Origin of the sequence: Aurantimonas marianensis (assembly GCF_024195285.1) — a bacterium.
Taxonomy (GTDB): domain Bacteria; phylum Pseudomonadota; class Alphaproteobacteria; order Rhizobiales; family Rhizobiaceae; genus Aurantimonas; species Aurantimonas marianensis.
Map to the genome: position 1 here is coordinate 1 of NZ_JALHBS010000043.1, position 21512 is coordinate 21512.

21 protein-coding genes and 1 tRNA gene are annotated in these 21512 nt (G+C 65.6%); 10 read left to right on the top strand and 12 right to left on the bottom strand.

The features are described 5' to 3' along the window. Positions 1-2197 (bottom strand): carbamoyl-phosphate synthase large subunit (gene carB, locus MJ956_RS07775; RefSeq protein WP_253963915.1); only part of this gene is annotated, 2197 nt, incomplete at its 3' end. 208 nt (positions 2198-2405) lie between these two features. Continuing rightward, a complete protein-coding gene (locus MJ956_RS07780) occupies positions 2406-2645 on the bottom strand; it encodes a helix-turn-helix domain-containing protein (protein WP_253963916.1) in 240 nt (79 codons plus the stop codon). 304 nt (positions 2646-2949) lie between these two features. Between MJ956_RS07780 and MJ956_RS07785 the strand changes: the two genes are divergently transcribed. After that, positions 2950-3087 carry a hypothetical protein gene (locus tag MJ956_RS07785; protein WP_253963917.1) on the top strand — a complete coding sequence of 46 codons (138 nt, stop codon included), beginning with the start codon at positions 2950-2952 and terminating at the stop codon, positions 3085-3087. A 101-nt stretch (positions 3088-3188) separates the two neighbouring features. Here MJ956_RS07785 and carA read toward each other — a convergent pair whose 3' ends face one another. Then, positions 3189-4376: a glutamine-hydrolyzing carbamoyl-phosphate synthase small subunit gene (gene carA / locus MJ956_RS07790; protein ID WP_253963918.1), complete on the bottom strand. Its 1188-nt coding sequence runs from the start codon at positions 4374-4376 to the stop codon at positions 3189-3191. A 380-nt stretch (positions 4377-4756) separates the two neighbouring features. On the opposite strand from carA, the gene MJ956_RS07795 reads away from it, so the two are divergent. Beyond that, the gene (locus MJ956_RS07795; RefSeq protein WP_253963919.1) at positions 4757-5206 is read left to right on the top strand and encodes a GatB/YqeY domain-containing protein; all 450 of its coding nucleotides are present in this window, start codon (positions 4757-4759) and stop codon (positions 5204-5206) included. 195 nt (positions 5207-5401) lie between these two features. On the opposite strand, the gene MJ956_RS07800 is transcribed toward MJ956_RS07795, so the two are convergent. Beyond that, entirely contained in the window at positions 5402-6157 is a 756-nt protein-coding gene (locus MJ956_RS07800) for a Cap15 family cyclic dinucleotide receptor domain-containing protein (RefSeq protein ID WP_253963920.1), read from the bottom strand. A gap of 92 nt (positions 6158-6249) precedes the next feature. Here MJ956_RS07800 and MJ956_RS07805 point away from each other — a divergent pair, with 92 nt between their 5' ends. Together MJ956_RS07805 and MJ956_RS07810 are read left to right on the top strand one after the other, a co-directional pair. Beyond that, the gene (locus MJ956_RS07805; protein WP_253963921.1) at positions 6250-7359 is read left to right on the top strand and encodes a cyclic GMP-AMP synthase DncV-like nucleotidyltransferase; all 1110 of its coding nucleotides are present in this window, start codon (positions 6250-6252) and stop codon (positions 7357-7359) included. Further along, a complete protein-coding gene (locus MJ956_RS07810) occupies positions 7347-7997 on the top strand; it encodes an SEC-C metal-binding domain-containing protein (RefSeq protein ID WP_253963922.1) in 651 nt (216 codons plus the stop codon). Before MJ956_RS07805 ends, MJ956_RS07810 begins: the two co-directional genes overlap by 13 nt. A gap of 74 nt (positions 7998-8071) precedes the next feature. On the opposite strand, the gene MJ956_RS07815 is transcribed toward MJ956_RS07810, so the two are convergent. Beyond that, positions 8072-8791, bottom strand: coding sequence for an LrgB family protein (locus MJ956_RS07815; RefSeq protein WP_253963923.1), 720 nt, complete (start codon positions 8789-8791; stop codon positions 8072-8074). After that, a complete protein-coding gene (locus MJ956_RS07820) occupies positions 8784-9140 on the bottom strand; it encodes a CidA/LrgA family protein (protein WP_253963924.1) in 357 nt (118 codons plus the stop codon). Before MJ956_RS07820 ends, MJ956_RS07815 begins: the two co-directional genes overlap by 8 nt. A gap of 143 nt (positions 9141-9283) precedes the next feature. Here MJ956_RS07820 and dnaG point away from each other — a divergent pair, with 143 nt between their 5' ends. From dnaG to MJ956_RS07845, 5 genes are all read left to right on the top strand, one after another. After that, entirely contained in the window at positions 9284-11230 is a 1947-nt protein-coding gene (dnaG, locus tag MJ956_RS07825; protein WP_253963925.1) for a DNA primase, read from the top strand. A gap of 418 nt (positions 11231-11648) precedes the next feature. Continuing rightward, positions 11649-13535: an RNA polymerase sigma factor RpoD gene (gene rpoD, locus MJ956_RS07830; RefSeq protein ID WP_423724821.1), complete on the top strand. Its 1887-nt coding sequence runs from the start codon at positions 11649-11651 to the stop codon at positions 13533-13535. A 32-nt stretch (positions 13536-13567) separates the two neighbouring features. After that, positions 13568-14173: a Uma2 family endonuclease gene (locus MJ956_RS07835; protein WP_253963927.1), complete on the top strand. Its 606-nt coding sequence runs from the start codon at positions 13568-13570 to the stop codon at positions 14171-14173. A gap of 69 nt (positions 14174-14242) precedes the next feature. Next, positions 14243-14527, top strand: a complete 285-nt coding sequence (locus MJ956_RS07840) for an HlyU family transcriptional regulator (protein ID WP_253963928.1) — start codon at positions 14243-14245, stop codon at positions 14525-14527. A 528-nt stretch (positions 14528-15055) separates the two neighbouring features. Continuing rightward, the gene (locus MJ956_RS07845) at positions 15056-15415 is read left to right on the top strand and encodes a hypothetical protein (RefSeq protein ID WP_253963929.1); all 360 of its coding nucleotides are present in this window, start codon (positions 15056-15058) and stop codon (positions 15413-15415) included. A gap of 64 nt (positions 15416-15479) precedes the next feature. Here MJ956_RS07845 and MJ956_RS07850 read toward each other — a convergent pair whose 3' ends face one another. Beyond that, entirely contained in the window at positions 15480-16220 is a 741-nt protein-coding gene (locus MJ956_RS07850; RefSeq protein WP_253963930.1) for an SIMPL domain-containing protein, read from the bottom strand. Between the two features lie 144 nt (positions 16221-16364). Here MJ956_RS07850 and MJ956_RS07855 point away from each other — a divergent pair. Further along, positions 16365-16441: transfer RNA gene (locus tag MJ956_RS07855), tRNA-Ile, on the top strand. A 124-nt stretch (positions 16442-16565) separates the two neighbouring features. Here the strand turns inward: MJ956_RS07855 and MJ956_RS07860 are convergent. The 5 genes from MJ956_RS07860 to dsbD all read right to left on the bottom strand — a co-directional run bounded on the left by MJ956_RS07860 (position 16566) and on the right by dsbD (position 21453). After that, a complete protein-coding gene (locus tag MJ956_RS07860) occupies positions 16566-17186 on the bottom strand; it encodes a DsbA family protein (RefSeq protein WP_253963931.1) in 621 nt (206 codons plus the stop codon). 27 nt (positions 17187-17213) lie between these two features. Further along, positions 17214-17906: a L,D-transpeptidase gene (locus MJ956_RS07865; protein WP_253963932.1), complete on the bottom strand. Its 693-nt coding sequence runs from the start codon at positions 17904-17906 to the stop codon at positions 17214-17216. A gap of 101 nt (positions 17907-18007) precedes the next feature. Next, entirely contained in the window at positions 18008-18703 is a 696-nt protein-coding gene (locus MJ956_RS07870; RefSeq protein ID WP_253963933.1) for a L,D-transpeptidase, read from the bottom strand. A gap of 1 nt (position 18704) precedes the next feature. After that, complete coding sequence (locus tag MJ956_RS07875) at positions 18705-19511, bottom strand: TlpA family protein disulfide reductase (RefSeq protein WP_253963934.1); 807 nt, start codon at positions 19509-19511, stop codon at positions 18705-18707. A 1-nt stretch (position 19512) separates the two neighbouring features. Then, positions 19513-21453 (bottom strand): protein-disulfide reductase DsbD, encoded by a 1941-nt coding sequence (dsbD, locus tag MJ956_RS07880; protein WP_253963935.1) that lies wholly within the window; start codon positions 21451-21453, stop codon positions 19513-19515. Positions 21454-21512: the final 59 nt, after the last annotated feature.

Consider the following 21512-nt stretch of genomic DNA (forward strand, 5'->3'; position numbering starts at 1 on the left):
TCGCGTCCGGCGAGGTGCCGAGGATGGGAATGCCGGCCTTCTCGAGGGCGTCGGCAAGCTTCAGCGGCGTCTGGCCGCCGAACTGCACGATGACCCCGTGCAACGTCCCCCTGGCCTGTTCGATCTTCAGGATCTCCAGCACGTCCTCGGCCGTCAGCGGCTCGAAATACAGCCGGTCCGACGTGTCGTAATCGGTCGAGACGGTCTCGGGATTGCAGTTGATCATGATCGCCTCGAAGCCCGCGTCCTTGAGGGCGAAGGCCGCGTGGCAGCAGCAGTAGTCGAACTCGATGCCCTGGCCGATCCGGTTCGGACCACCGCCGAGGATGACCACCTTCTTGGCGTCGCTGACCTGGGCCTCGGATCGCAAAGCGCCGGCGAAGGGCCGCTCGTAGGTCGAGTACATGTAGGGGGTCGGGGAGGCGAACTCGGCCGCGCAGGTGTCGATCCGCTTGTAGACCGGATGAATGTCGAGCCGGTCCCGCAAGGCGGCGACATCGGCCTCATCCTGACCGACGAGCTTTGCCAGCCGGGCGTCGGAAAAGCCGACCGACTTCAAGAAGCGCAGATTGTCCGCGTCCTTGGGCAGGCCGTGCTCGCGGACCCGCGCCTCGAGGTCGACGATCGCCTTGATGCGGGCGATGAACCACGGGTCGATCCTGCAGGATTGATGAACCTGCTCCGGACTGGTGCCCATGCGCAGCGCCTGCGCCACCATCAGCAGACGGTCGGGCGTCGGCGTGCCGAGCGCGGCGCGGATCGCGTTCTTGTCGTCGCCTTCGCCGATGCCGGGAATTTCGATTTCGTCGAGTCCGTCGAGCCCGGTTTCCAGGCCCCTGAGCGCCTTCTGCAGGGATTCCTCGAAAGTCCGGCCGATCGCCATGACCTCGCCGACCGACTTCATCGCCGTGGTCAGATACGGTTCGGCGCCGGGGAACTTTTCGAAGGCGAAACGCGGGATCTTGGTGACGACATAGTCGATCGAGGGCTCGAAGGAGGCCGGCGTCGCACCGCCGGTAATGTCGTTGTCGAGCTCGTCGAGCGTGTAGCCGACGGCGAGCTTCGCCGCGATCTTGGCAATCGGAAAGCCGGTCGCCTTGGAGGCCAGCGCCGAGGAGCGGGAGACGCGCGGGTTCATCTCGATGACGACGAGGCGGCCGTTTTCCGGGTTCACCGCGAACTGCACGTTCGAGCCGCCGGTCTCTACCCCGATCTCGCGCAACACCGCGATCGAGGCGTTGCGCATGATCTGGTATTCCTTGTCGGTCAGCGTCAGCGCCGGGGCGACGGTGATGGAATCCCCGGTGTGGACGCCCATCGGGTCGATGTTCTCGATCGAGCAGACGATGATGCAATTGTCCGCCTTGTCGCGAACGACCTCCATCTCGTACTCTTTCCAGCCGAGCACGCTCTCCTCGACCAGCACCTCGGTGGTCGGGGAGGCGTCGAGTCCGCCCTCGACGATCTCGAAGAATTCCGAGCGGTTGTAGGCGATGCCACCGCCGGTGCCGCCGAGGGTGAAGGACGGGCGTATGATCGCCGGCAGACCGACCGCGTCGAGCGCCTCCGCCGCGGCCGCCAACGCCCGCGTCATGTAGCGCTGCTTGCGGTCGGCTTCGCCGAGCTGCCATTCGTCCTCGAGCGCGGTCAGCGCCGCGTCACGCGCCTCCGGGTCGGCGGTCGTGCGGATGATCTCGGCCTTCTTGTCGTCATGGATGCGCCGATCGGCGGCCTTGGCGTCGGTGGCGTTGGCCAGCACCGAGCGCGGCGTCTCCAGGCCGATCTTGGCCATCGCCTGGCGAAAGAGCGCGCGGTCCTCGGCCTTGTCGATGGCGTTGGCGTCGGCGCCGATCATCTCGACGCCGTATTTTTCCAGGACCCCCATGCGCCGCAGCGACAGCGCCGTGTTCAGCGCCGTCTGCCCGCCCATCGTCGGCAGGATCGCGTCCGGCCGTTCCCTGGCGACGATCTTGGCGACCACCTCCGGCGTGATCGGCTCGACATAAGTGGCATCGGCGAGATCGGGATCGGTCATGATCGTCGCCGGGTTCGAATTGACCAGGACGATCCGGTAGCCTTCGGCCTTCAGCGCCTTGCAGGCCTGGGTGCCGGAATAGTCGAATTCACAGGCCTGGCCGATGATGATCGGACCCGCACCAATGATGAGGATCGTCTTGATGTCGGTGCGTTTGGGCATGGGAAACTGTCGTCCGGTCTGGTTGCGCGCCAAAATTCCGCCCGCGGGCAAGGCTGCGGCCGGTCGCTACTGGTTCTGTCGAGGCTGAGGCCGGCTTATAGGCAAGCCGAGCGAAATCCGAAAGGGCCGGCGGCGCGGAATCTCGCGACTTGCCGCAAATTCAGGTGGTCGAGCCCGCGGCGGCGGGATGACCGCCGCCGGCGCTCCCTTACGATCGCGCGTCCTTCGTCCGGGCCTGGCCGATCTCGTGGCCGTCATAGCTGTCATAGCCGAGCGACAAGGCGAGGCAGGCGAGTTCGACGGTCTTGGGGATTTCCACCGCCTTGCCGTCGCGGTGACCCTTTTCGTAATACTGGATGACCCGCTTTTTCAGCCCGAGCCGATCGGCGGCGTCCTTCTGCTTCAGCCCGAGCGACTTGCGCCAGATTCGAAAAGCCTCCGGCTTCATCGGAACTCTCCTTCCTACAGTCACGTCCCGCGGCAACGATGCCGGTGACCAGCTTCGGCAAAGCCGGGTCTGCTTAGATCGTTGGCTTGGCAAAGTCGATTCAACGGGCGCGCCGCACTCGCGAACCGGCCGGAACGGCATCGGCAAAAAATGCACATCGTGCGCAATATGGTCTTGACTTACCGCACGGAGTGCGCATTATCAGATGGATTGCAATCATGCGGCGATCCTTCCCTCCGGTTGAAATTAACCGCATGGAAGTCTTCTGTCGCTAGATTCTCACCTTCGAACGAGGAGCGCGAACATGTTAGCGGATATCATCGTCGGCCGCTCTTCCTATGGCGGCGACCGGGGCAGGGACGATCTGCACCGCCACGCCACCTTCAGCTGCGGCTTCCGCAGCTGGATGAAGCGGCTCTTGGTTCGGTTCCGCGCGGCGTAGGCCGCGGGCGGGCCAACCAACCTAAGGAAGACAGCACGAAGGCGCCGGAGCGATCCGGCGCCTTCGTGCGTTCGGGCTTTGAGGGCGAGCGGCCGCGGCGCTCAGGCGGCGATCCTGCCGGCCTTGTGATCGTCGATCATCCGGAAGAACCGCTGGAACAGATAGTGCGAATCCTGCGGGCCGGGCGAGGCTTCGGGATGATGCTGCACCGAGAACACCGGCTTGCCGGCAACGCGCAGTCCGCAATTGGAGCCGTCGAACAGCGAGCGATGGGTCTCCTCGACGCCATCGGGCAGGGAATCGGCGGCGACCGCGAAGCCGTGGTTCATCGACACGATCTCGACCTTGCCGGTGGTGAAATCCTTGACCGGATGGTTGGCGCCGTGATGGCCCTGATGCATCTTCTCAGTCCGCCCGCCGAGCGCCAGCGCCAGCATCTGGTGGCCGAGGCAGATGCCGAAGACCGGCACGCCCTTGTCGATCAGAGTCTTGATCGTCGGCACGGCGTAATCGCCGGTCGCGGCCGGATCGCCGGGACCGTTCGACAGGAACACCCCATCCGGCTGGTGGGCGAGAATCTCCTCGGCGCTCGCCGTCGGTGGCACCAGAACCACCCTGGCGCCCTGGCCGGCCATCAGCCGCAGGATGTTGCGCTTGGTGCCGTAGTCGATCGCGACGATCGTGTAGCGCGGCGCGGCCTCGGCCGCGTAGCCCTGGTTCCACACCCACGGCTTTTCGTCCCAGACCGCGCTCTGACCCGTGCCGATCTCCTTGGCCAGATCGAGCCCGACGATGCCGCCCCAGGCGGCGGCGCGGGCCTTCAGCGCGTCGATGTCGAAATTACCGTCCGGATCGTGGGCGATCACCGCGTTGGGCATGCCGGTCTCGCGGATCAGCGCCGTCAGGGCGCGGGTGTCGACGCCCGACAGCGCGATGACGCCGCGCTCCTTCAGCCAGGCGTCGAGATGGCCCGACGAGCGATAGTTCGACGGCTCGGAAATATCGGCCCGGAAGATCGCGCCGACCGCGCCGGCGGCCCGTTCCGGGGTCAGGTCTTCCTGGTCCTCGGCATTGGCGCCGACATTGCCGATATGCGGGAAGGTGAAGGTGACGATCTGGCGGCTGTAGGAGGGGTCGGTGAGGATTTCCTGATAGCCGGTCAAGGCGGTGTTGAAGCACACCTCGCCCTCGATCGCGCCGGTCGCGCCGAGGCCGAAGCCCTCGATCACGGTGCCGTCCGCGAGCACGAGAAGCGCGGTCGTCTTGCGCGTCGTCCAGCCGTCGGTCATGCTCTCACCTTTCAGTCGTCGGATAGGGCGGCATTGCCTGGGTCGCGGGGCGATCCGCCAGACATTGCCTCGGTTCGCCATGATATCGGCGCATGGCAGCCTTGGCGCAACCGCCCTTGCGCGCCGCCCGGCAATTCTCTACATCCGCGCCGCATTGCACTGCAAGAGGCGGCGTCGGCATTGGCGGACGGTCGCCGGTGCGGGAAATCCGGGCGCCACGTCCGATGCAAACGAGAGACAGGCCCGGTCAAGATCGAAGCCCGCCCCGGCTTGCAGGGGCCAGGGGGCTTTACCTACGTGAAGAACAGGTGTCGATTACGCCCCACGCTGGCCGGTTCCGGTCCGCGCGGGGGGATTGACGAAACGCGAAAGTCACGACCATGCGCGAGCATCTCGCGGACGCTCTGAACACGGCGACCCAAAACCAGGACAAACGCCGCATCTCGACCCTGCGGCTGATCAAGGCGGCGATCAAGGATCGCGACGTCGCCAATCGCAATGCCGGGCGCGACCCGGTGAGCGACGACGAAGTGCTGCACATCCTCGCCAAGATGATCAAGCAGCGGATCGAATCGGCCAAGGACTACGAAGACAGGGGCCGGCTGGAACTGGCCGAACAGGAGCGCGAGGAAATCGCGGTGATCCGCGATCTGTTGCCGCCGCAGCTCGACTCCGGCGAGATGGAACAGGCCTGCCGCCAGGTCGTCGAGGAGACCGACTCCAAGGGCCTGCGCGATGTCGGCCGCTGCATGAACGCCCTCAAGGAGCGATTCCCCGGCACCCTCGACATCGGCAAGGCCTCGACCGTGGTGAAAGGTCTGCTGCGGTAGGGAGCGGGGCGTTTCCGACTTCTGTAAGACGTTTAACGCTTTCGGCACCAAACCCAAAAGCTGTTATTCTTTCACGTATTTTAGCGTCAGCATTGCTGAACGTCACGGTTATTTAGCCTTTGGCTGGAATGTCTGCGGCTGACGCGTCGTGACACGTCACACCAAATGATTGATCCGAGCCTATTAAGGCCCCCCTTACTCCTCCTCCAGCTTGGCCTTGTGTTCCGCCGCATGCTCCCGAAGGGTCTTCTTCTTATCCATCCTTTGGGAGAGGCGCGCCAGTTCCAGTTTACCAGCAGTGTTGCGGCCCGTCCTCCAGCTCCGCCTCGTCCAATAAGTTCCTCCAGCCTTGGAATGGTCTTCGGCCGTGAGAGCCAAATCGGCTGCGCCGAGGTGTATCTCTTCGTCTGTTGCCGCGTGGTTCGGCGTTTGCTGCTCATAGACGTAAGATAGGTGAATTTGGCCGGTGTGCTGATGACGCCAAGGCTTCGCGGTGATCGAGTGGGACTCTCCGCCCGTAGAGCTCAGGCTAGCGCAGATACGCAAGGTGAAGAGCGAGTTCGTTATCCGGACAGCTATCGCATCACGCTGCTCTGGGAGGTGATGTAGTTCCTTCTCTGTCGTCTTGTCGTGGGATTGCGCAGTCTCAATCAACTTTTTGATCGTGGGCCAGTTTGAGTTCGTGCTCCCCACCCACACTCCGTTCAGGTCCGGGAACCAGCCGTTCAGCGTAGGAAACATGCGCCAAACGAATCGCCACGGCGCCCAGAAGCTCGTGGGTCCGAAGAAGCCACTGAACAGCGTGAGCAGGATCACGGGCAGAAGGCGAACCACTAAGCCGTCTGGAATCTCCACGTCGAACCAGCCGAACAGATCGTCCGCGTAAACGGCGCCGGCGACCGCCGCCGCAAGCAGCGAGGTGAGCCACTTCCAACGCAGCAATGGGTACACGATTCTGCTCCGATCCGATTTCTGGTTCATAACCCTTGAATAGACAGGCCCGAACCACAACATTTAGACATTATCTCGAGCGGGGATGCTACATGTATAATTTTGGGAAGCAGATTGCGACGTTCCACGAAGACCATGTGCGGCTTACTAACGCCCAGCGGGCAAACATGCGGAATCGGCGCCAGACGAACTTGGAGCGTATCGATAAGGGGCTGGAAGAACTCGACAAGCCAGCCGTCATCGAGACAATCAATCAAGGTGGCTACGCCCAAAAGACCATGACCCAGCCTCCAGAGGCAGACCAAGAGAGCCGATACGATATCGACCTCGGCGTGGTGTTCGAGGAGGAAGACGCGGCGGGGCCGAGAACGACGCGTGGTTGGGTGCGTGACGCCATCGCCCGTAAGGCTACAAACCTGAAAAACGCGCCCGAGACCAAGAAGAAGTGTGTCCGGGTCATTTACGCGGATGGCTACCAGTGCGACTTTCCCGTGTTTCGTCGGCGCTGGACCGAGTCGGGCTGGTCATACGAGTTGTCCTCCGGCGATGAATGGATAGTTTCTGCCCCCCGATCGATGAATACATGGATCGATCAGCAGGTCTCAGTGACGAGCCCCGAGACTTCTGGGAGCTACCAGCTCCGGCGCGTGATCCGCATGGGTAAGTTCTTTGCCAAGATCCACGCGAACAGACTGAACCGCAAGTTTCCAAGTGGATTGGTCGCAACCGCGTTGTTCATCGAGGCGTACGTAGTCATTGACGGCCGCGACGACGAGGCGTTCAGGGAGACACTTCGGGCAATTTCCTGCCGCTCCAAGTACAGCCCAGTCTATGCGAACGGCGTGCAGGTCTCGGACGACAAGGATATAGACCGTATCGACAGGCTCATCGTCGAGGCTAAGACGTCTTTGGAGGAGCTCGACAAGCTCGATGATGACGACGCGACAGAGTCCGACGCGCGCAAAGCGTGGAAGAAGGTCTTCCGTCATAGCTTCTTCGACGCGGTGGTCAAGGAGACCGCCAACAGCGTATTCGCTCCTTTGGAGAAGAAGAGCGTGCTAGGGGGCCTGGGGCTCGCGGCCCCCTTTGTCGCATCGCAGGCCGCGGCGGCTCTGTCGGACGGGGAGAGAGCGGAACGGATGGAGTCGGCCGTCCGTGCCCGCAACGAGAGCGGAGGCGGCGGTAAGCCTTGGTCGCACTGACCGTATCGGAAGATCTTCTCGCGGACGTCCAGCAGGCGGTGGCTGCATATCAGCCTGAGTTGAATGTCACTACCACTAAGGACATCATCATCTTGGACGGGCTGTTCGTGGTCTCTGGGCCGCAAGGGCCGTTCGACTGGTACCAGGTGAGAGTCGGCATCACAGCTGGATTTCCTTGGGAGGAGCCGTGCGTAGTCGAAACCGGTGACAGGATTCCCAAGGTGGTGGACAGACACGTCTTCCCAGATCACGGTGACTGTTGTCTCGGGGTCTGGGAGGAGTGGTTGATTACTGCATCCGACCACACATTCGAAGCTTTTATGACGGGTGTCATGCACGACTACTTCGTCAGCCAGACATACTTTGAGGCCAAGGGCGAGTGGCCGTTCGGAGAGAGGTCCCATGGCGATGCCGGGGTCGTGGAAAGTTTTGCCGACCTGTTGGGTGTCGGGAACGACAAGGCTATAATCGTGGAATACTTGAGGCTCATGTCCTGGAAGCACGTAAAGGGGCACGCCTCATGTCCCTGCGGCAGCGGCAGGAGGCTGCGCCAATGCCACAGGGACAAAGTGGACCAGCTGAAGAAACGGATACCTCTAGCGCTGGCCAGACGTATGTTCAACCGCGTCAGGGGTTAAGAAGCAAAGAGAGGCGGCCTGCAGCTCGTTGTTCGTTTGGCCTGGGCCTGTTGCCAGTGCCGCACTCCGCCCCATCAAAACAGCAGCGCCCAGATCAGCGGCAGGATGATCGCGGTCGCCAGCGCGTTGAGGCCCATGGCAAGGCCGGAAAACGCCCCCGCCACCTCGCTTTCCTGCAGCGCCCGCGCCGTGCCGATGCCGTGCGAGGCCGTGCCCAGGGCAAAGCCGCGCGCCGCCGGATCGCGAATGCCGAGCGCATCGAGCAGCACCGGCCCGAGCGACGCGCCCAATATGCCGGTGGCGATGACCAGCACCGCGGTCAGCGAGGGCAGGCCGCCGAGCTTTTCGGCAATGCCCATGGCGACCGGCGCGGTCGCCGATTTCGGCGCCAGCGCGATCAGGCTGATCGGGTCGGCGCGCAACAAGAGGCCGAGGCCGACCGCCGAGATGATCGCCGTCAACGAGCCGGTGAGAAGGCTGGCGGCGATGGCGGCGGCGCTATGGCGGACCTTGTCGAACTGGCGGTAGAGCGGAATGGCCAGCGCCACCGTCGCCGGGCCGAGCAGAAAGTGGATGAACTGCGCCCCCTCGAAATAGGTCTGGTAGCTCGTCCCGGTCAGCGTCAACGCCGCGACGACGAGGATCACCGTCACCAGCACCGGATTGAGCAGCGCCGTCGATCCGACCTTGCGATAGACGAAGCTCGCGCCCTGATAGGCGATCAGCGTCATGGTCAGCGACAAGAGCGGGCTCGCCGCCAGATAGACCCAGACGTCGGTCAGCCGCTCAGGCATCGTTCGGCCCCCTGCGGCCGGGACCGAGGCGGTTCATCACGACAGCGGTGACGGCGATGGTCAACAAGGTCGAGACGATCAGCGTGGCGCTTATCGCCAGCGCTTCGCCTTCCAGCCGGGCGAGATGCACCATGATGCCGGCGCCGGCCGGCACGAACAGGAGCGAGAGATTGGCCAAAAGCCCGTCGCCGACCGCGCCGAGGCTTTGCGGCACATTGCGCCTGATCAGCAGCGCGGCGAACAGGATCGCCATGCCGATGACCGGGCCGGGCAGCGGCAGGCCGGTGGCGACGCTGATCGCCTCGCCGGCGAGCTGGCAGACGAAAATGGCGGTGAGGGCTTGCAGCATGGCGGGCTCCCGGCTTTGCGGACGCCAAGCTATCGCCGAATTGCGCGTCCATCCGCAAGCGCGACCGAATGGCGACGCGATTGCTGACGGACGTCCGCAATGGGGGCTATGATCGGGGACGAGTCCGACCTATCAGGCAATCCATGCGCTTTCCGCCTTCCTTCCTCGACGACATTCGCGACCGGGTTCCGATCTCGGAGGTGATCGGCCGCCGTGTCACCTTCGACCGCCGCAAGTCGCAGCCGGGGCGGGGGGACTACTGGGCCTGCTGCCCGTTCCACGGCGAGAAGACGCCGTCCTTCCACTGCGAGGACCAGAAGGGCCGCTACCATTGTTTCGGCTGCGGCGTCTCGGGCGACCATTTCCGTTTCCTGACCGAGCTCGAGGGCCTGTCCTTTCCCGAGGCGGTGGAGCGGCTCGCCGGGGAGGCGGGGCTGGCCATGCCCGACCGCGACCCGGCGGCGGAGCGGCGCGAGGAGGCGCGCGCGACCATCCTCGACGCCATGCGCCACGCCGCGGCGTTCTTCCAGACGACGCTGCATGAATCCGACGGCGCCAGGGCGCGGGCATACTTGCGTGATCGCGGCCTCCATCCGCAGACCCAGAAGCAGTTCGGCCTCGGCTACGCGCCGAATTCGCGCAACCGGCTGAAGGAGCATCTGGCCGCCAGGGGTGTCGGCAAGGCCGAGATCGAGGCCGCCGGGCTCGTCGTCCACGGCGAGGGGATCGCCGTTTCCTACGACCGTTTTCGCGACCGGATCATGTTCCCGATCACCGATCTGCGCGAGGCCGTCATCGCCTTCGGCGGCCGGGCGATGGCGGCGGACGCCCAGGCGAAATACCTGAACTCGCCGGAATCGGAGGTCTTCCACAAGGGCCAGGTGCTGTTCAATCACGCCAGCGCCCGGCGCGCGGCGCGGGCCGCCGAAACCCTCGTCGTGGTCGAGGGCTATATGGACGTGATCATGCTCGCCCAGGCCGGCATCGAGCACGCGGTCGCCCCGCTCGGCACGGCGCTGACCGAACGCCAGCTCGACCTGTTGTGGCGGACCACCGGTGAGCCGATCCTGTGTTTCGACGGCGACGCGGCGGGGCTGAAGGCAGCGCACCGCGCCGCCGAGCTGGCGCTGCCCGCACTGAAGCCCGGTCGTTCGTTGCGTTTCGCGCTGCTGCCCGAGGGCAAGGACCCTGACGATCTGGTGCGCGAGGGTGGTCCGGACGCGGTGCGCGACCTGCTCGGCGCGGCGCGGCCGCTCGCCGATCTGTTGTGGATGCGCGAGACCGCCAGCGGGTTGTTCGACACGCCCGAGCGCCGCGCCGATCTGGAACATCGGCTGAAGAGCCTGCTGCGCCAGGTGGGCGACGAGAGCGTGCGCCGGCATTATCTGCAGGACGCCGACGAGCGGCTGCGCTCGTTTTTCGCGGGCAGCGGCGCTCATGGCGGCGGTAGGGAACGGGGCACTACGCGTGGCCGCCGCGAGGACCGCACCGCTCCGTCGGGCCGCGGCGCGGCGGGGGGAGGGCGGCGTTCGGCGATCTCGGACCGGCTGGCGCGCTCCAGCCTGACCAGGCCGCGGCGCGTGCCGGAGCCCTCGCTGCGCGAGATCGCGATCGTCCTCGGCTTCGTGAACCATCCGGTCCTGATCCACGAGGCGTTCGATTATTTCGCCGATCTGGACTTGCCGGAGGGCGATCTCGACCGCCTGCGGTCCTCGGTCCTCGACGTCTATGCCGAAGCGCCGCCCGCCGATCGCGAGGCGCTGCTGGCGGAACTGGCCCGGCGCGGCACGCGCGAAATTTTCGATGTCCATGAAGCCAAGGCCCGGCAGGTCCGGCTCTGGCCGTTCCTTGCCGATGCCGCCGCCGAGGATGCGCGCGAAGCGGTACGCCAGGCGCTGCACTTGCAACACCGCTCGCGATCCCTAAGTCTGGAGTTGAAGAATGCCGAGGAGGCGCTCGGCCACGATTCCTCGGAGGCGTCCTTCGCCCATCTGCTCGAGGTGAAGCGCGAGATCGAGCGGGTTGACGGCACCGAGGCTCTGATTGATGGGTTTGGAACCTTGTCCGGGCGCCCCGCCAAGGCGATCTGACGACGATCGCGAGAACTCTCTCGAACCCCGTCCCGGGGCTCGCTGGGCGGCGAACCATTGCCTTCAAGCCATTGACGTATCATATGACGGCGATCGGTCGGGTCGCTCCGTGATCCCGGAACTTGAATTTCTTGCTACGCGCCCCTTTTTGAGGGCGCCGGGTCGCCGAGCTGGCGTCATGTCGGGCCCGGTCCGGACATGGTTAAGCGAACGTTTACGGCTGCTGCCGCATAAGGGTAGCCAAGATGACCGCAGCGTCGACGGTCCGCGTGGAGCGGTGCGTCCCCGGCTTGCGAACTGGAGAAGATAACGCATGGCGACCAAGGCCAAAGAAAGCGAGGCGCCGGTCGAGGAGCGGCCAGATGCCGTTGCAGCCGACGGCCCTTTGCTCGATCTGTCCGACGATGCCGTCAAGAAGATGATCAAGGCCGCGAAAAAACGCGGCTTCGTGACCATGGACAAGCTGAATTCGATGCTGTCGGCCGACGACGTTACGTCGGAGCAGATCGAGGACATGATGTCGATGCTCAGCGACATGGGCATCAATGTGGTGGAGAGCGACGAGGACGGGGAAGCCGAGGACAACGCCGAGTCTTCCGAATCGACTGAGGTCGCCGGCACCGGACGCACCCAGGTCGCGACCACCACCAAGAAGGAAGCGGGCGACCGCACCGACGATCCCGTGCGGATGTATCTGCGCGAGATGGGCTCGGTCGAACTGTTGTCGCGCGAGGGCGAGATCGCCATCGCCAAGCGCATCGAGGCCGGCCGCGAGACGATGATCGCCGGACTTTGCGAAAGCCCGCTCTCGTTCCAGGCGATCATCATCTGGCGCGACGAACTCAACGACGGCAACATCATGCTGCGCGAGATCGTCGATCTCGAGGCGACCTATGCCGGGCCCGAGGCCAAGACCCCGACACCGCCGCCGCCTTCGGCCGACGGCACCACGCCGCAGCCGGTGCGCACGCCCCAGCCCGGCGCCCGGCCCCCCGGCGAGGAGGAGGAAGAAGAGGACGACGACCTCGACAACACTCTCTCGCTCGCCGCCATGGAAGCCGAGATCCGGCCGCAGGTCATGGAGATCTTCGACCAGATCGCCGACGCCTATCGCCGGCTGCGCAAGCTGCAGGACCAGCAGGTCGAGAACCGTCTCGCCGCGCAGGGCACCCTGTCGCCCAGCCAGGAGCGCTCCTACAAGAAGCTGAAGGAAGAGCTGATCACGGCGGTCAAGAGCTTGTCGCTCAACCAGAACCGCATCGACGCGCTGGTCGCCCAGCTTTACGACATCAACAAGCGGCTGGTCGGCAACGAGGGCCGGCTGCTGCGCCTTGCCGAATCGCACGGCGTCAAGCGCGACGAGTTCCTGCGCGAGTATCAGGGCTCGGAGCTCGATCCCAACTGGACCCGCCACATCGCGAATCTCTCCGGCAAGGGCTGGCTCAAGCTGGTCCAATCGGAGAAGGACCAGATCAAGGCGCTACGTCAGGAGATCCAGAATCTCGCCACCGAGACCGGCCTCGAGATCACCGAGTTCCGCCGCATCGTTCACATGGTGCAGAAGGGCGAGCGCGAGGCCCGCCAGGCCAAGAAGGAAATGGTCGAGGCGAATCTGCGCCTGGTCATTTCGATCGCGAAGAAATACACGAACCGCGGCCTGCAATTCCTTGATCTCATTCAGGAAGGCAATATCGGCCTGATGAAGGCGGTGGACAAGTTCGAGTACCGGCGCGGCTACAAGTTCTCGACCTACGCGACCTGGTGGATCAGGCAGGCGATCACCCGCTCGATCGCCGATCAGGCCCGCACCATCCGCATCCCGGTGCACATGATCGAGACGATCAACAAGATCGTCCGCACCTCGCGCCAGATGCTGCACGAGATCGGCCGCGAGCCGACCCCGGAGGAGCTGGCCGAAAAGCTCGCCATGCCGCTCGAAAAGGTGCGCAAGGTCCTCAAGATCGCCAAGGAGCCGATCTCCCTCGAAACGCCGGTCGGCGACGAGGAAGATTCCCATCTCGGCGATTTCATCGAGGACAAGAACGCGGTGCTGCCGATCGACGCCGCGATCCAGGGCAATCTGCGCGAGACGACCACCCGCGTCCTTGCCTCGCTCACTCCGCGCGAGGAGCGCGTCCTGCGCATGCGCTTCGGCATCGGCATGAATACCGACCACACGCTGGAAGAGGTCGGCCAGCAGTTCTCGGTGACCCGCGAGCGCATTCGCCAGATCGAGGCCAAGGCGCTCAGGAAGCTCAAGCACCCCAGCCGCTCGCGCAAGCTGAGGAGCTTCCTCGACAGCTGACGCCGGGGCTTGGCCGTGCTAGGATCGACGCGATGACCGTGCACCACCGTCAGTTGCTCGACGATCCGCCCGAACCGCGCACGACACAGGCCGCCGAGGGCCTGCGTCGGCGGCCGTTCACGGTCGCCGAGATCGAGGCCTTCGTGGCCGCCGGGGTGATCGACCCGCGTGAGCGGTTCGAGCTGATCGGCGGGGAGGTCGTGCCGATGTCGCCCAAGGGAATCCGCCACGAGCGGCTGAAGACCTTCGTGATGATGGAACTGGCCCGCCAGCTGCCCGATGACCTCGCCTTTACGCCCGAGACGACTTTCCGGCTGTCCTCCGACACCTTCCTTGAGCCCGACTTCGTCGTCTACGACAAGTCGGTCGGCCTCGAGGGGCTGAACGGCACAACCTGTCTCCTGGCAATCGAGATTGCCGACACGAGTCTGCCCTGGGATCGGGGCCGCAAGGCGGGCATCTACGCCGCCTTTGGCATCGAGGAGCTCTGGGTCGTCGACGCCGTGCGGCTCGAAACCCGCGTCCACCGCCAGCCGACGCCGACCGGCTACCGCCTCGTCAGCGATCATGCCGCCGCGTCCGCGCTACAGGCGCTCCACGTCCCGCGGCTTCGCCTCGACCTGTCCGGCCATGTCTGATCGACCGGCGCGCAAGCGGCCGGTTCGCCCGCTATCCACGCCGCTCTCCCGAAAACGGAACCCCAGCCGATGTCCTTCCTGAAGAAGCTTTTCGGCGGCGGCTCCGCCGAGCCGGCGGCGCCGCGTGTCGCGGCCGAGGAAACCTATGAAGGGTTCGCCATCGCCGCGACCCCGATGGCCGAGGGCGGGCAGTACCGGCTGGCCGCGACGATCACCAAGGAGATCGGCGGCGAGACGAAGACCCACCGGCTGATCCGCGCCGATCTGTTTCCCTCCGAGGAGGAGGCCGCGCGCTTTGCGCTGATCAAGGCGCGCCAGGTCATCGACGAGCAGGGCGACAAGCTGTTCGGCTGAGGGGCGCATCGTCTCCTTGCGGGGGCAATCGCCGCGCACGCCCAATCGGGCGGCGATCAAATCCGCCGACGCGCCAAAGGAGTATGGGCACCCCGACTCCTGGCCGAAGATCACCCGCGACGCGCTAGAACTGGCGTGTGCGGACCGCGGCCAATCAACCTGCATGAGCTGCCGCCGGCTCGCCGGCTCGCCGGCTCAGGGCTGGCTGGCAGCGCGGTCATTGTCAGGCCGACCTGCAGCGCGACGGCGAGATGCCCTGCCAGGGCGACCGGACCCACGCGGCCGATCTCGCCGTCGTCGGCATGTTCGCCTTTCTCCTCCACCTGATCCGGCACTGGTGGGAAGACTGAACCTTGGATGAACGCCGGGTTCCGGGGGCATTCAGTCGCCGGCTCCTAGGATCTTCCCATTCACCGGCGAAGTGTTGGCGAATGATCGCCGGACCGGCTCGACCGGCGGCGATCGCCCCCCCGCGAAACCGTGGTCCGCGACAGACGAAATCGCGTCGACCCGAATGGAGACGAAGCCATGTTCCAATCCCTGACCCGCTCGATCGTCGTCGTGGTCGCGCTTGCCACTGGCGGCGTCGCCACCACCGCCGCGCCGGCCGCCGCCGATGGTTTCCGCTTCGGCATCACCATCGGCGAGCGCGCCCAGCCGGTTCACGGCCGCGGATATCGCGATTATCGCGGATACCGTGAATATCGGCCGACCTGCGCGCCCCGCCGGGCGGTGCGCAAGGCCCGCCGCATGGGCGTCCACCGCGCCCGCGTGATCCGCGCCAACCGCCGCGCCGTCGTCGTCGCCGGCCGCTCGCGCGGCGATCGCGCCATCGTGCGCTTCGCCCGCGAGCCGGGCTGTCCGGTGCTGACCTTCCGCCGCCGCTGAGCCCTGGGCCCGGCAAGGGCGTCCGCAGGCGAATTTCCCCCGTCGCCCGGACGCCCACGCCGCCTCAGTCGCTGATGTCGTAGACCATCCGGACGCTGGCGCTGAAGGTGCTCTCGCCGGTTTCGACGGGAACGACGCTCGGTGCCGCTTCCGCCGCCATCATCTTCATCGACCGGTTGAGCGGCATCGGCGGCAGAACCGCGACATCCTCGCTGATTTCGCGCACCGGGCCGAGCGTCACGCCAGCCGCCTCGGCCAGAACGCTCGCCGTTGCGATCGCATCGGCGACGGCCTTTTTGCGGGCCGCGTCGCGGGCTTGACGCGGTTCGGCGACGTCAAAACTGATCTCGCCGCCCTGATTGACGCCGAGCGTGACGGCCCGGTCGAGGATCTGGCCGAGCGCGGCGATGTCGCGGACCCTGACCGTCAGCGTGTTGCGGACCTCGTAGCCGACGATCGCCGGCGGGTTCTGCGTGCCGTCCTGGCGGTCGTTGTCGTAGCGATATTGCGGCGCGATGGAAAAGCCGGAGGTCTGCAGGTCGCGGTCCTCGACGCCGAGCTGCCGCATCCCGGCGGTGACCTCGCGCATTGCCGCGTTGGCCTGATCGAGCGCCGCACGTGCCGTCTTGGCAGAGCGCAGCACCGTGAAGGACGCGATGGCGAGGTCGGGTTTCATCGTCGCCTCGCCAGTGCCGATGACGACCAATGTCCGCGGCGCCGGCGTGGCGGGCTCCTGCGCGGCGGCGAAGACCGGTGTCGCCAGGATCAGGAGGGCGGCGATCAGATGGCGGTAATGGCTGCGCATGGGGGCGGAACTCCGGTTCGAAGGGTGTCGCCGATCTTGCTAGGTCGCCATTGCGGCGTCAAAGCGGAGATTGCGAGAAAAGCCGGAGCCGCGGCGTCAAGCGCCTTGAGGCGCCGCGGCGTATGCGCTAGGGCAGGGCGCGTGGGGCCTGTAGCTCAATTGGTTAGAGCCGGCGGCTCATAACCGCTTGGTTGCAGGTTCGAGTCCTGCCGGGCCCACCAACATCTCAGCGCACCATCCTGCTCGCCGGTAAGGCGTGGGCCAGGCAAACGCACATTGCCTGGCCACCTTGACTAAGGCGGAGGGCTGGAACGCACGACGCATGGGATCGCTCGCCCGCGCCGCTCAGCCCTTGCGGGCCGTGGCGATCGCCGCTTTCATGTCGTTCGGCGCGACCACGCCCGGATAGATGGCGGTTCCGATGACGTAGGCGGGCGTTCCAGGAAAGCCGAAGGTTTCGGCCTGCGTGCTATTGCGCTGCAGCAATGAATTGATCCGGTCCTTGTCCCGATCATAGGCGGCGTTGAGCTTGGGCACCGAAAAGCCGGCCTTGGTCAGGATCGTTTCGATCATGTCGGGCGTCAGCTTGCCCTTGGTCGCCATCAAGGCGGCCATTGCCTTGGCGTGGCCCGTGCCCGCGGCGAGCGTCAGACGCGCCGCGTAGAGCGAGGGCGGCCCGAAGATCGGCCAGTCCTTCATGACGAAGCGGACATTGCCGTCTTCATTGACCACCCGCATGTCGTCCGGATGGGCCTTTTTGCAGTAGGGGCACTGGTAATCGAAATATTCGACGATCGTCACGTCGCCCTTCGGGTTGCCGAGGACGGGAGCCTGCGGATCGAACAGCACGGCCTGCTTCGACATCGGGTCGGCCTCGGCAAAGGCGGTCCGGGACAGGAAAGGCGTGCCGGCGAGGACGGCCGAGGCGACGATCAGCCGGCGTCGGGAGATGGATGGGGCAGTCATGAGGGGTGTTCCTTTCTGGTTGGGCAATCAGATCACGACGATTCGGGTATCCTTCGGGACACGGCTGTTGAGATCGATAACGTCCTGGTTGAGCATCCGGATGCAGCCGGACGAGACGGCCTTGCCGATCGACCATTCCTGGTTGGTCCCGTGGATGCGGTACAGCGTGTCTCTGCCGTCCTTGTAGAGATACAGGGCCCGGGCTCCGAGAGGGTTGTCGATGCCGCCATCCATGCCGTCGCGCAGGGCGCCGCCGTATTTGTCGGGCTCGCGCTTGATCATGTCCTGGGTCGGCGTCCAGTGCGGCCATGCCGCCTTGCGCCTGATGACGCCGCTGCCGGTGAATTCCAGGCCCGCCTTGCCGACGCCGACGCCGTAGCGCATGGCCTTGCCATTCTCCATGACGAGGTAGAGGAAGCGGGCGCGGGGATCGACGACGATCGTTCCCGCCGGCTCCTTGGTTTCGTAGTCGACCACCTGGCGAATGTTGCGCGGGTCCATGTTCTTCGGATCGACAGCCGGAATCTGCCAGCCATCGTCGGTCACCGCGCCATACATCCGGGCGACGCGCGGGTCGACGGGCGGCTTGGGCGCGGCATAGGCCAGTTGCTGGGTCGGCTGCGACGATGTCGAGCAGGCGGCCAGCGTGAGCGTCGCCAGCGCAATGGCGCCGATGCGCAGAAGAGTTGCAGACAAATCGAAAGACCTTTTGGTTGGCATGGGTGATCGGCTTTGACGCGCCGCCGGTGGTGGTGGAGCGGCATCCGACGCCGCAATTCGCGGCTGGGGCGCTGCTGCGTGTGCTGGGGCTGGCAGGTTGATTACACGGACCCCGGAGTCTCGCTTCCGTCGAGCACCACGACGCGGGTGCCGACCGGAGTCCTCTGTTCAAGGTCGATGACATCCTGGTTGACCATCCGGATGCAGCCCGACGACACGGATTGACCGATCGTCCAGGGCTCGTTGGTCCCGTGGACGCGGTAGAGCGTGTCGCGGCCGTTCCGGTAAAGATACATCGCCCTCGCGCCGAGCGGATTTTTGAGACCGCCAGAAACACCGCGCGCATGCGGGCCATATCGCTCGGGATCGCGCCGGATCATGTTGGCCGTCGGCGTCCATCCCGGCCAGCTCGCCTTCCGGGCGATGGTGGCCGTGCCGGAAAAGGCATAGCCCGCCTTGCCGACGCCGACGCCGTAGCGCATGGCCTTGCCGTCCTCCATCACCAGATAGAGAAAGTGGTTCTTTGGATCGACGACGATGGTGCCGGCCGGTTCCTTGGTCTCGAAATCGACCACCTGACGGATATTGCGCTGCTCTACCAGGTCCGGCTGGATCGCCGGAATCTCCCGGCCTTGATCGATAACGCTGCCGTAGTAGCGCGAGATGCGCGGATCGCCGTCGGAGCCGCCTGCATAACCGAGGGCGAGGCGCGAAGGATCGCTCGTCGTCGAGCACGCGGACAAAAGCGCCGCCGCGCCGAGGAGGCTTCCTCGAATGGCGATCGTCCAACCGGGCATGTCAGTCATCCTTCTGTGCGATGTCGGAAAGGGTCGAGGCCAGGATTTCCCGCGAGATTTCCCCGAAATGCATCGTTCGAAGGGTTCCCGTCTCGTCCAGAAACAGGGTCGCGGGATAGCCGGCAACGCTGTAGTGGCGGGCGAAACTGTTGGCCTGGTCGAGGAGGACGTTGTCGATCTGCACCCCGGTCTGTTCGAGATAGCGGCGGACCGTATCCGCGCCTTCGCCCTGATTGGCGAAGACGAAGAACGCATCGCCGCGCTCCTTGGCCATTTGCGCCATCATCGGCATTTCCCGGCGGCAGGGCGGACACCAGCTGGCCCAGAGATTGAGCACCACGGGTTTGCCCTCGAAGTCGGACAGGCGCGCCTCGCCGCCATCGAGCGTGGCGAAGGCGGCCATCGGAGCGGCGACCGCGCTGGTCGTGGCGGTCAATTGCCAGGCGGTGTTCCAGATGACGAACGCGATCGCCAGCGTTCCGAACGACCAGGCGCGCAGTTTGGCGCCGCGGCAGGCGTAGAGGGTGTAAAGGGCCGCGGCCGCGATGGCGGCGATCCAGGAAAATCCACCCTCCTGAACTGAGAGAATCCGCAAAGGTTCGTCGGCGAAGCTTTCCCAGTTCGCGGCGACATGGCCGAGGCGCGCCGCGACGAAGCCGACGACCACCACGGCCAGCGACCAGTTGCCGATACGCGGGTCGACCCGGCCGGCCACGATCGCCGCGATCACGAGAAAGGCGACGATGGCGAGGATCGCGGCCAGCCGGTCGCCGGCGAAGACGAGGGGGCCGAGGCTGATGGCCGTCATATCAGCTACCCTCGGCCAGACGGGCCGCGGCGAGAAAGCCGCTGGCCGTGATATCGCCGATCAGCCGGGAACCGGGCACCTCGCGCGCTTGGTTGTCGACGAAGAGCATGGTGGGCGGGCCGACGACATCCAGCTCGCGCATCAGTTCGGTTCGGGCCGGATCGTCCTCGGTGAGGTCCAGTTCGAGCAGCTGAAATCCGGCAAGCTCGGCTTGGACGGTCGGATCGCCGAAGACGTTCCGTTCGATGACCTTGCAGGTCACGCACCATTCGGCGGTGGTGTAGACGAGCGAGGGGCGGTCGGCGGCGCGAACCAACGCTGCCATGTCCGCCGAGTCCCGGACCTTGCGGAAGACCGGCTTTTGGCTTGGCGCAGCTGGCCCGGCTGTGGCCAGACTTGCCAGCGGCCGCAGCGGATCGTCCGCCCCGGCGGCGGCGCCGACGGCCAGAATCGCGCCATAGAGCATCGCGGCGAGGCCGCCGGCCTTGGCCAACCGCCGCGGAACCCCGGCTTCGCTGCCGAGGACGTCCAATGCCCCGAGGAACACGCCGGCACCCAGAAGCAGCGCCGACCAGAGCCCGAGCGTGGCGGTCGGCGGCAGGATCCGCGACATCATCCAGATCGCCATGCCGAGGAAGGCAAAGCCGAAGGCTCGCGTGACCAGCACCATCCAGCGGCCGGCTTTCGGCAGCGCTTTTGACCCGATCGTGCCGAAGATGATCAGGGGAATGCCCTGGCCGAGTCCGAGCGCGGTGAGGGCGATCGCGCCGAGGCCGACATCGCCCGTCTGGGCGATGTAAAGAAGACCGCCGGCGAGGGGGGCCGTCACGCAAGGGCCGACGATGAGCGCCGAGGTGAAGCCGAGCGCGGCGCTGGACGACAGGCTTCCGCGCGATCCCGGCGCCTTTCGGGCGATGGCGTTTGTCCAGACGGCGGGAAGCCGCAGTTCGAACAGCCCGAACATCGACAGCGCCAGGACAACGAAGATCGCCGAGACGAACAGGATCGCGGCCTTTGATTGCAGCGCGATCTGCAGATTCTGGCCGGACCACGCAGCGGCAACGCCGAGAAGCCCGAACGCGGCTGCCATGGCTCCGACATAGATGGCGGAGACCACAAAGCCGCGACCGGCCGACAGCCGCTCGCCGCCACGGCTGAGCTGTCCCGCCAGAATCGGATACATGGGCAGGACGCAGGGCGTGAACGCCAGTCCGAGACCGAGGACGAAGAACATCGCCACCACCCAAGCCGCGCCGCCATCGGCAAGCAGGTCGGCGACGAGGCCGCGGTCCGACCGGTCGATCGTGAAGCCGGGTGTGGCCGCGGTGGCTTGCGGAAGGTTGCTGATCGTCTTGGCCGCCGGCGTTCCGGCCTGCGGGCCGGAGGTGTCGGCGCCATCGACGGCGGCAACGCTCGCCGCGTCACCCGCCGCAGGCACCGACGAACGCTTCCAGACGCTGTCGCCCTGGACAAGGCGGTTCAGCGCGTCCTCGGCCTTGCCGGGTGTCGTCCCTTGCGCCGACAGCGCCGCGAGGTCGAGCGTCTTCGTCTGTGGCCGGTAGCAGATGCCGTCGTCCTGGCAGCCTTGGTAGCTGACGGTCAAGGCCGGCGCATCACCGAGATCGGCGAGGACGGCGGGCTCGGCGGAGGCCTCGGCCGAGCGGTGATACACCTCCATTCGCCCGAAATAGGGATCGTCCTTCGGCTCTCCGGCCGGCGTCGTCATCGGTAGATCGCGGCCGTCGACCGTTTGCGCCGCGATGCGATCACGATAGAGATAATAGCCGTCGGCGATCTCCCACCGCAGCTCGAGCCCGCCGGACGGAGTCTTGCTGGCGAAAAACGCGAACGCACTGTCCGCCGGCAGCGGCGTCGTCTGGGCCAGAGCCGATGCCAGAGGCAGGAAAAGCCAAAGCGAAAAGAAGATCGTCATCGATCTCATGGGCGACCCCTCATTGCGTCGTTTCGGCGGTGAGATCGGTCGCCCAGCTTAAGGCAGCC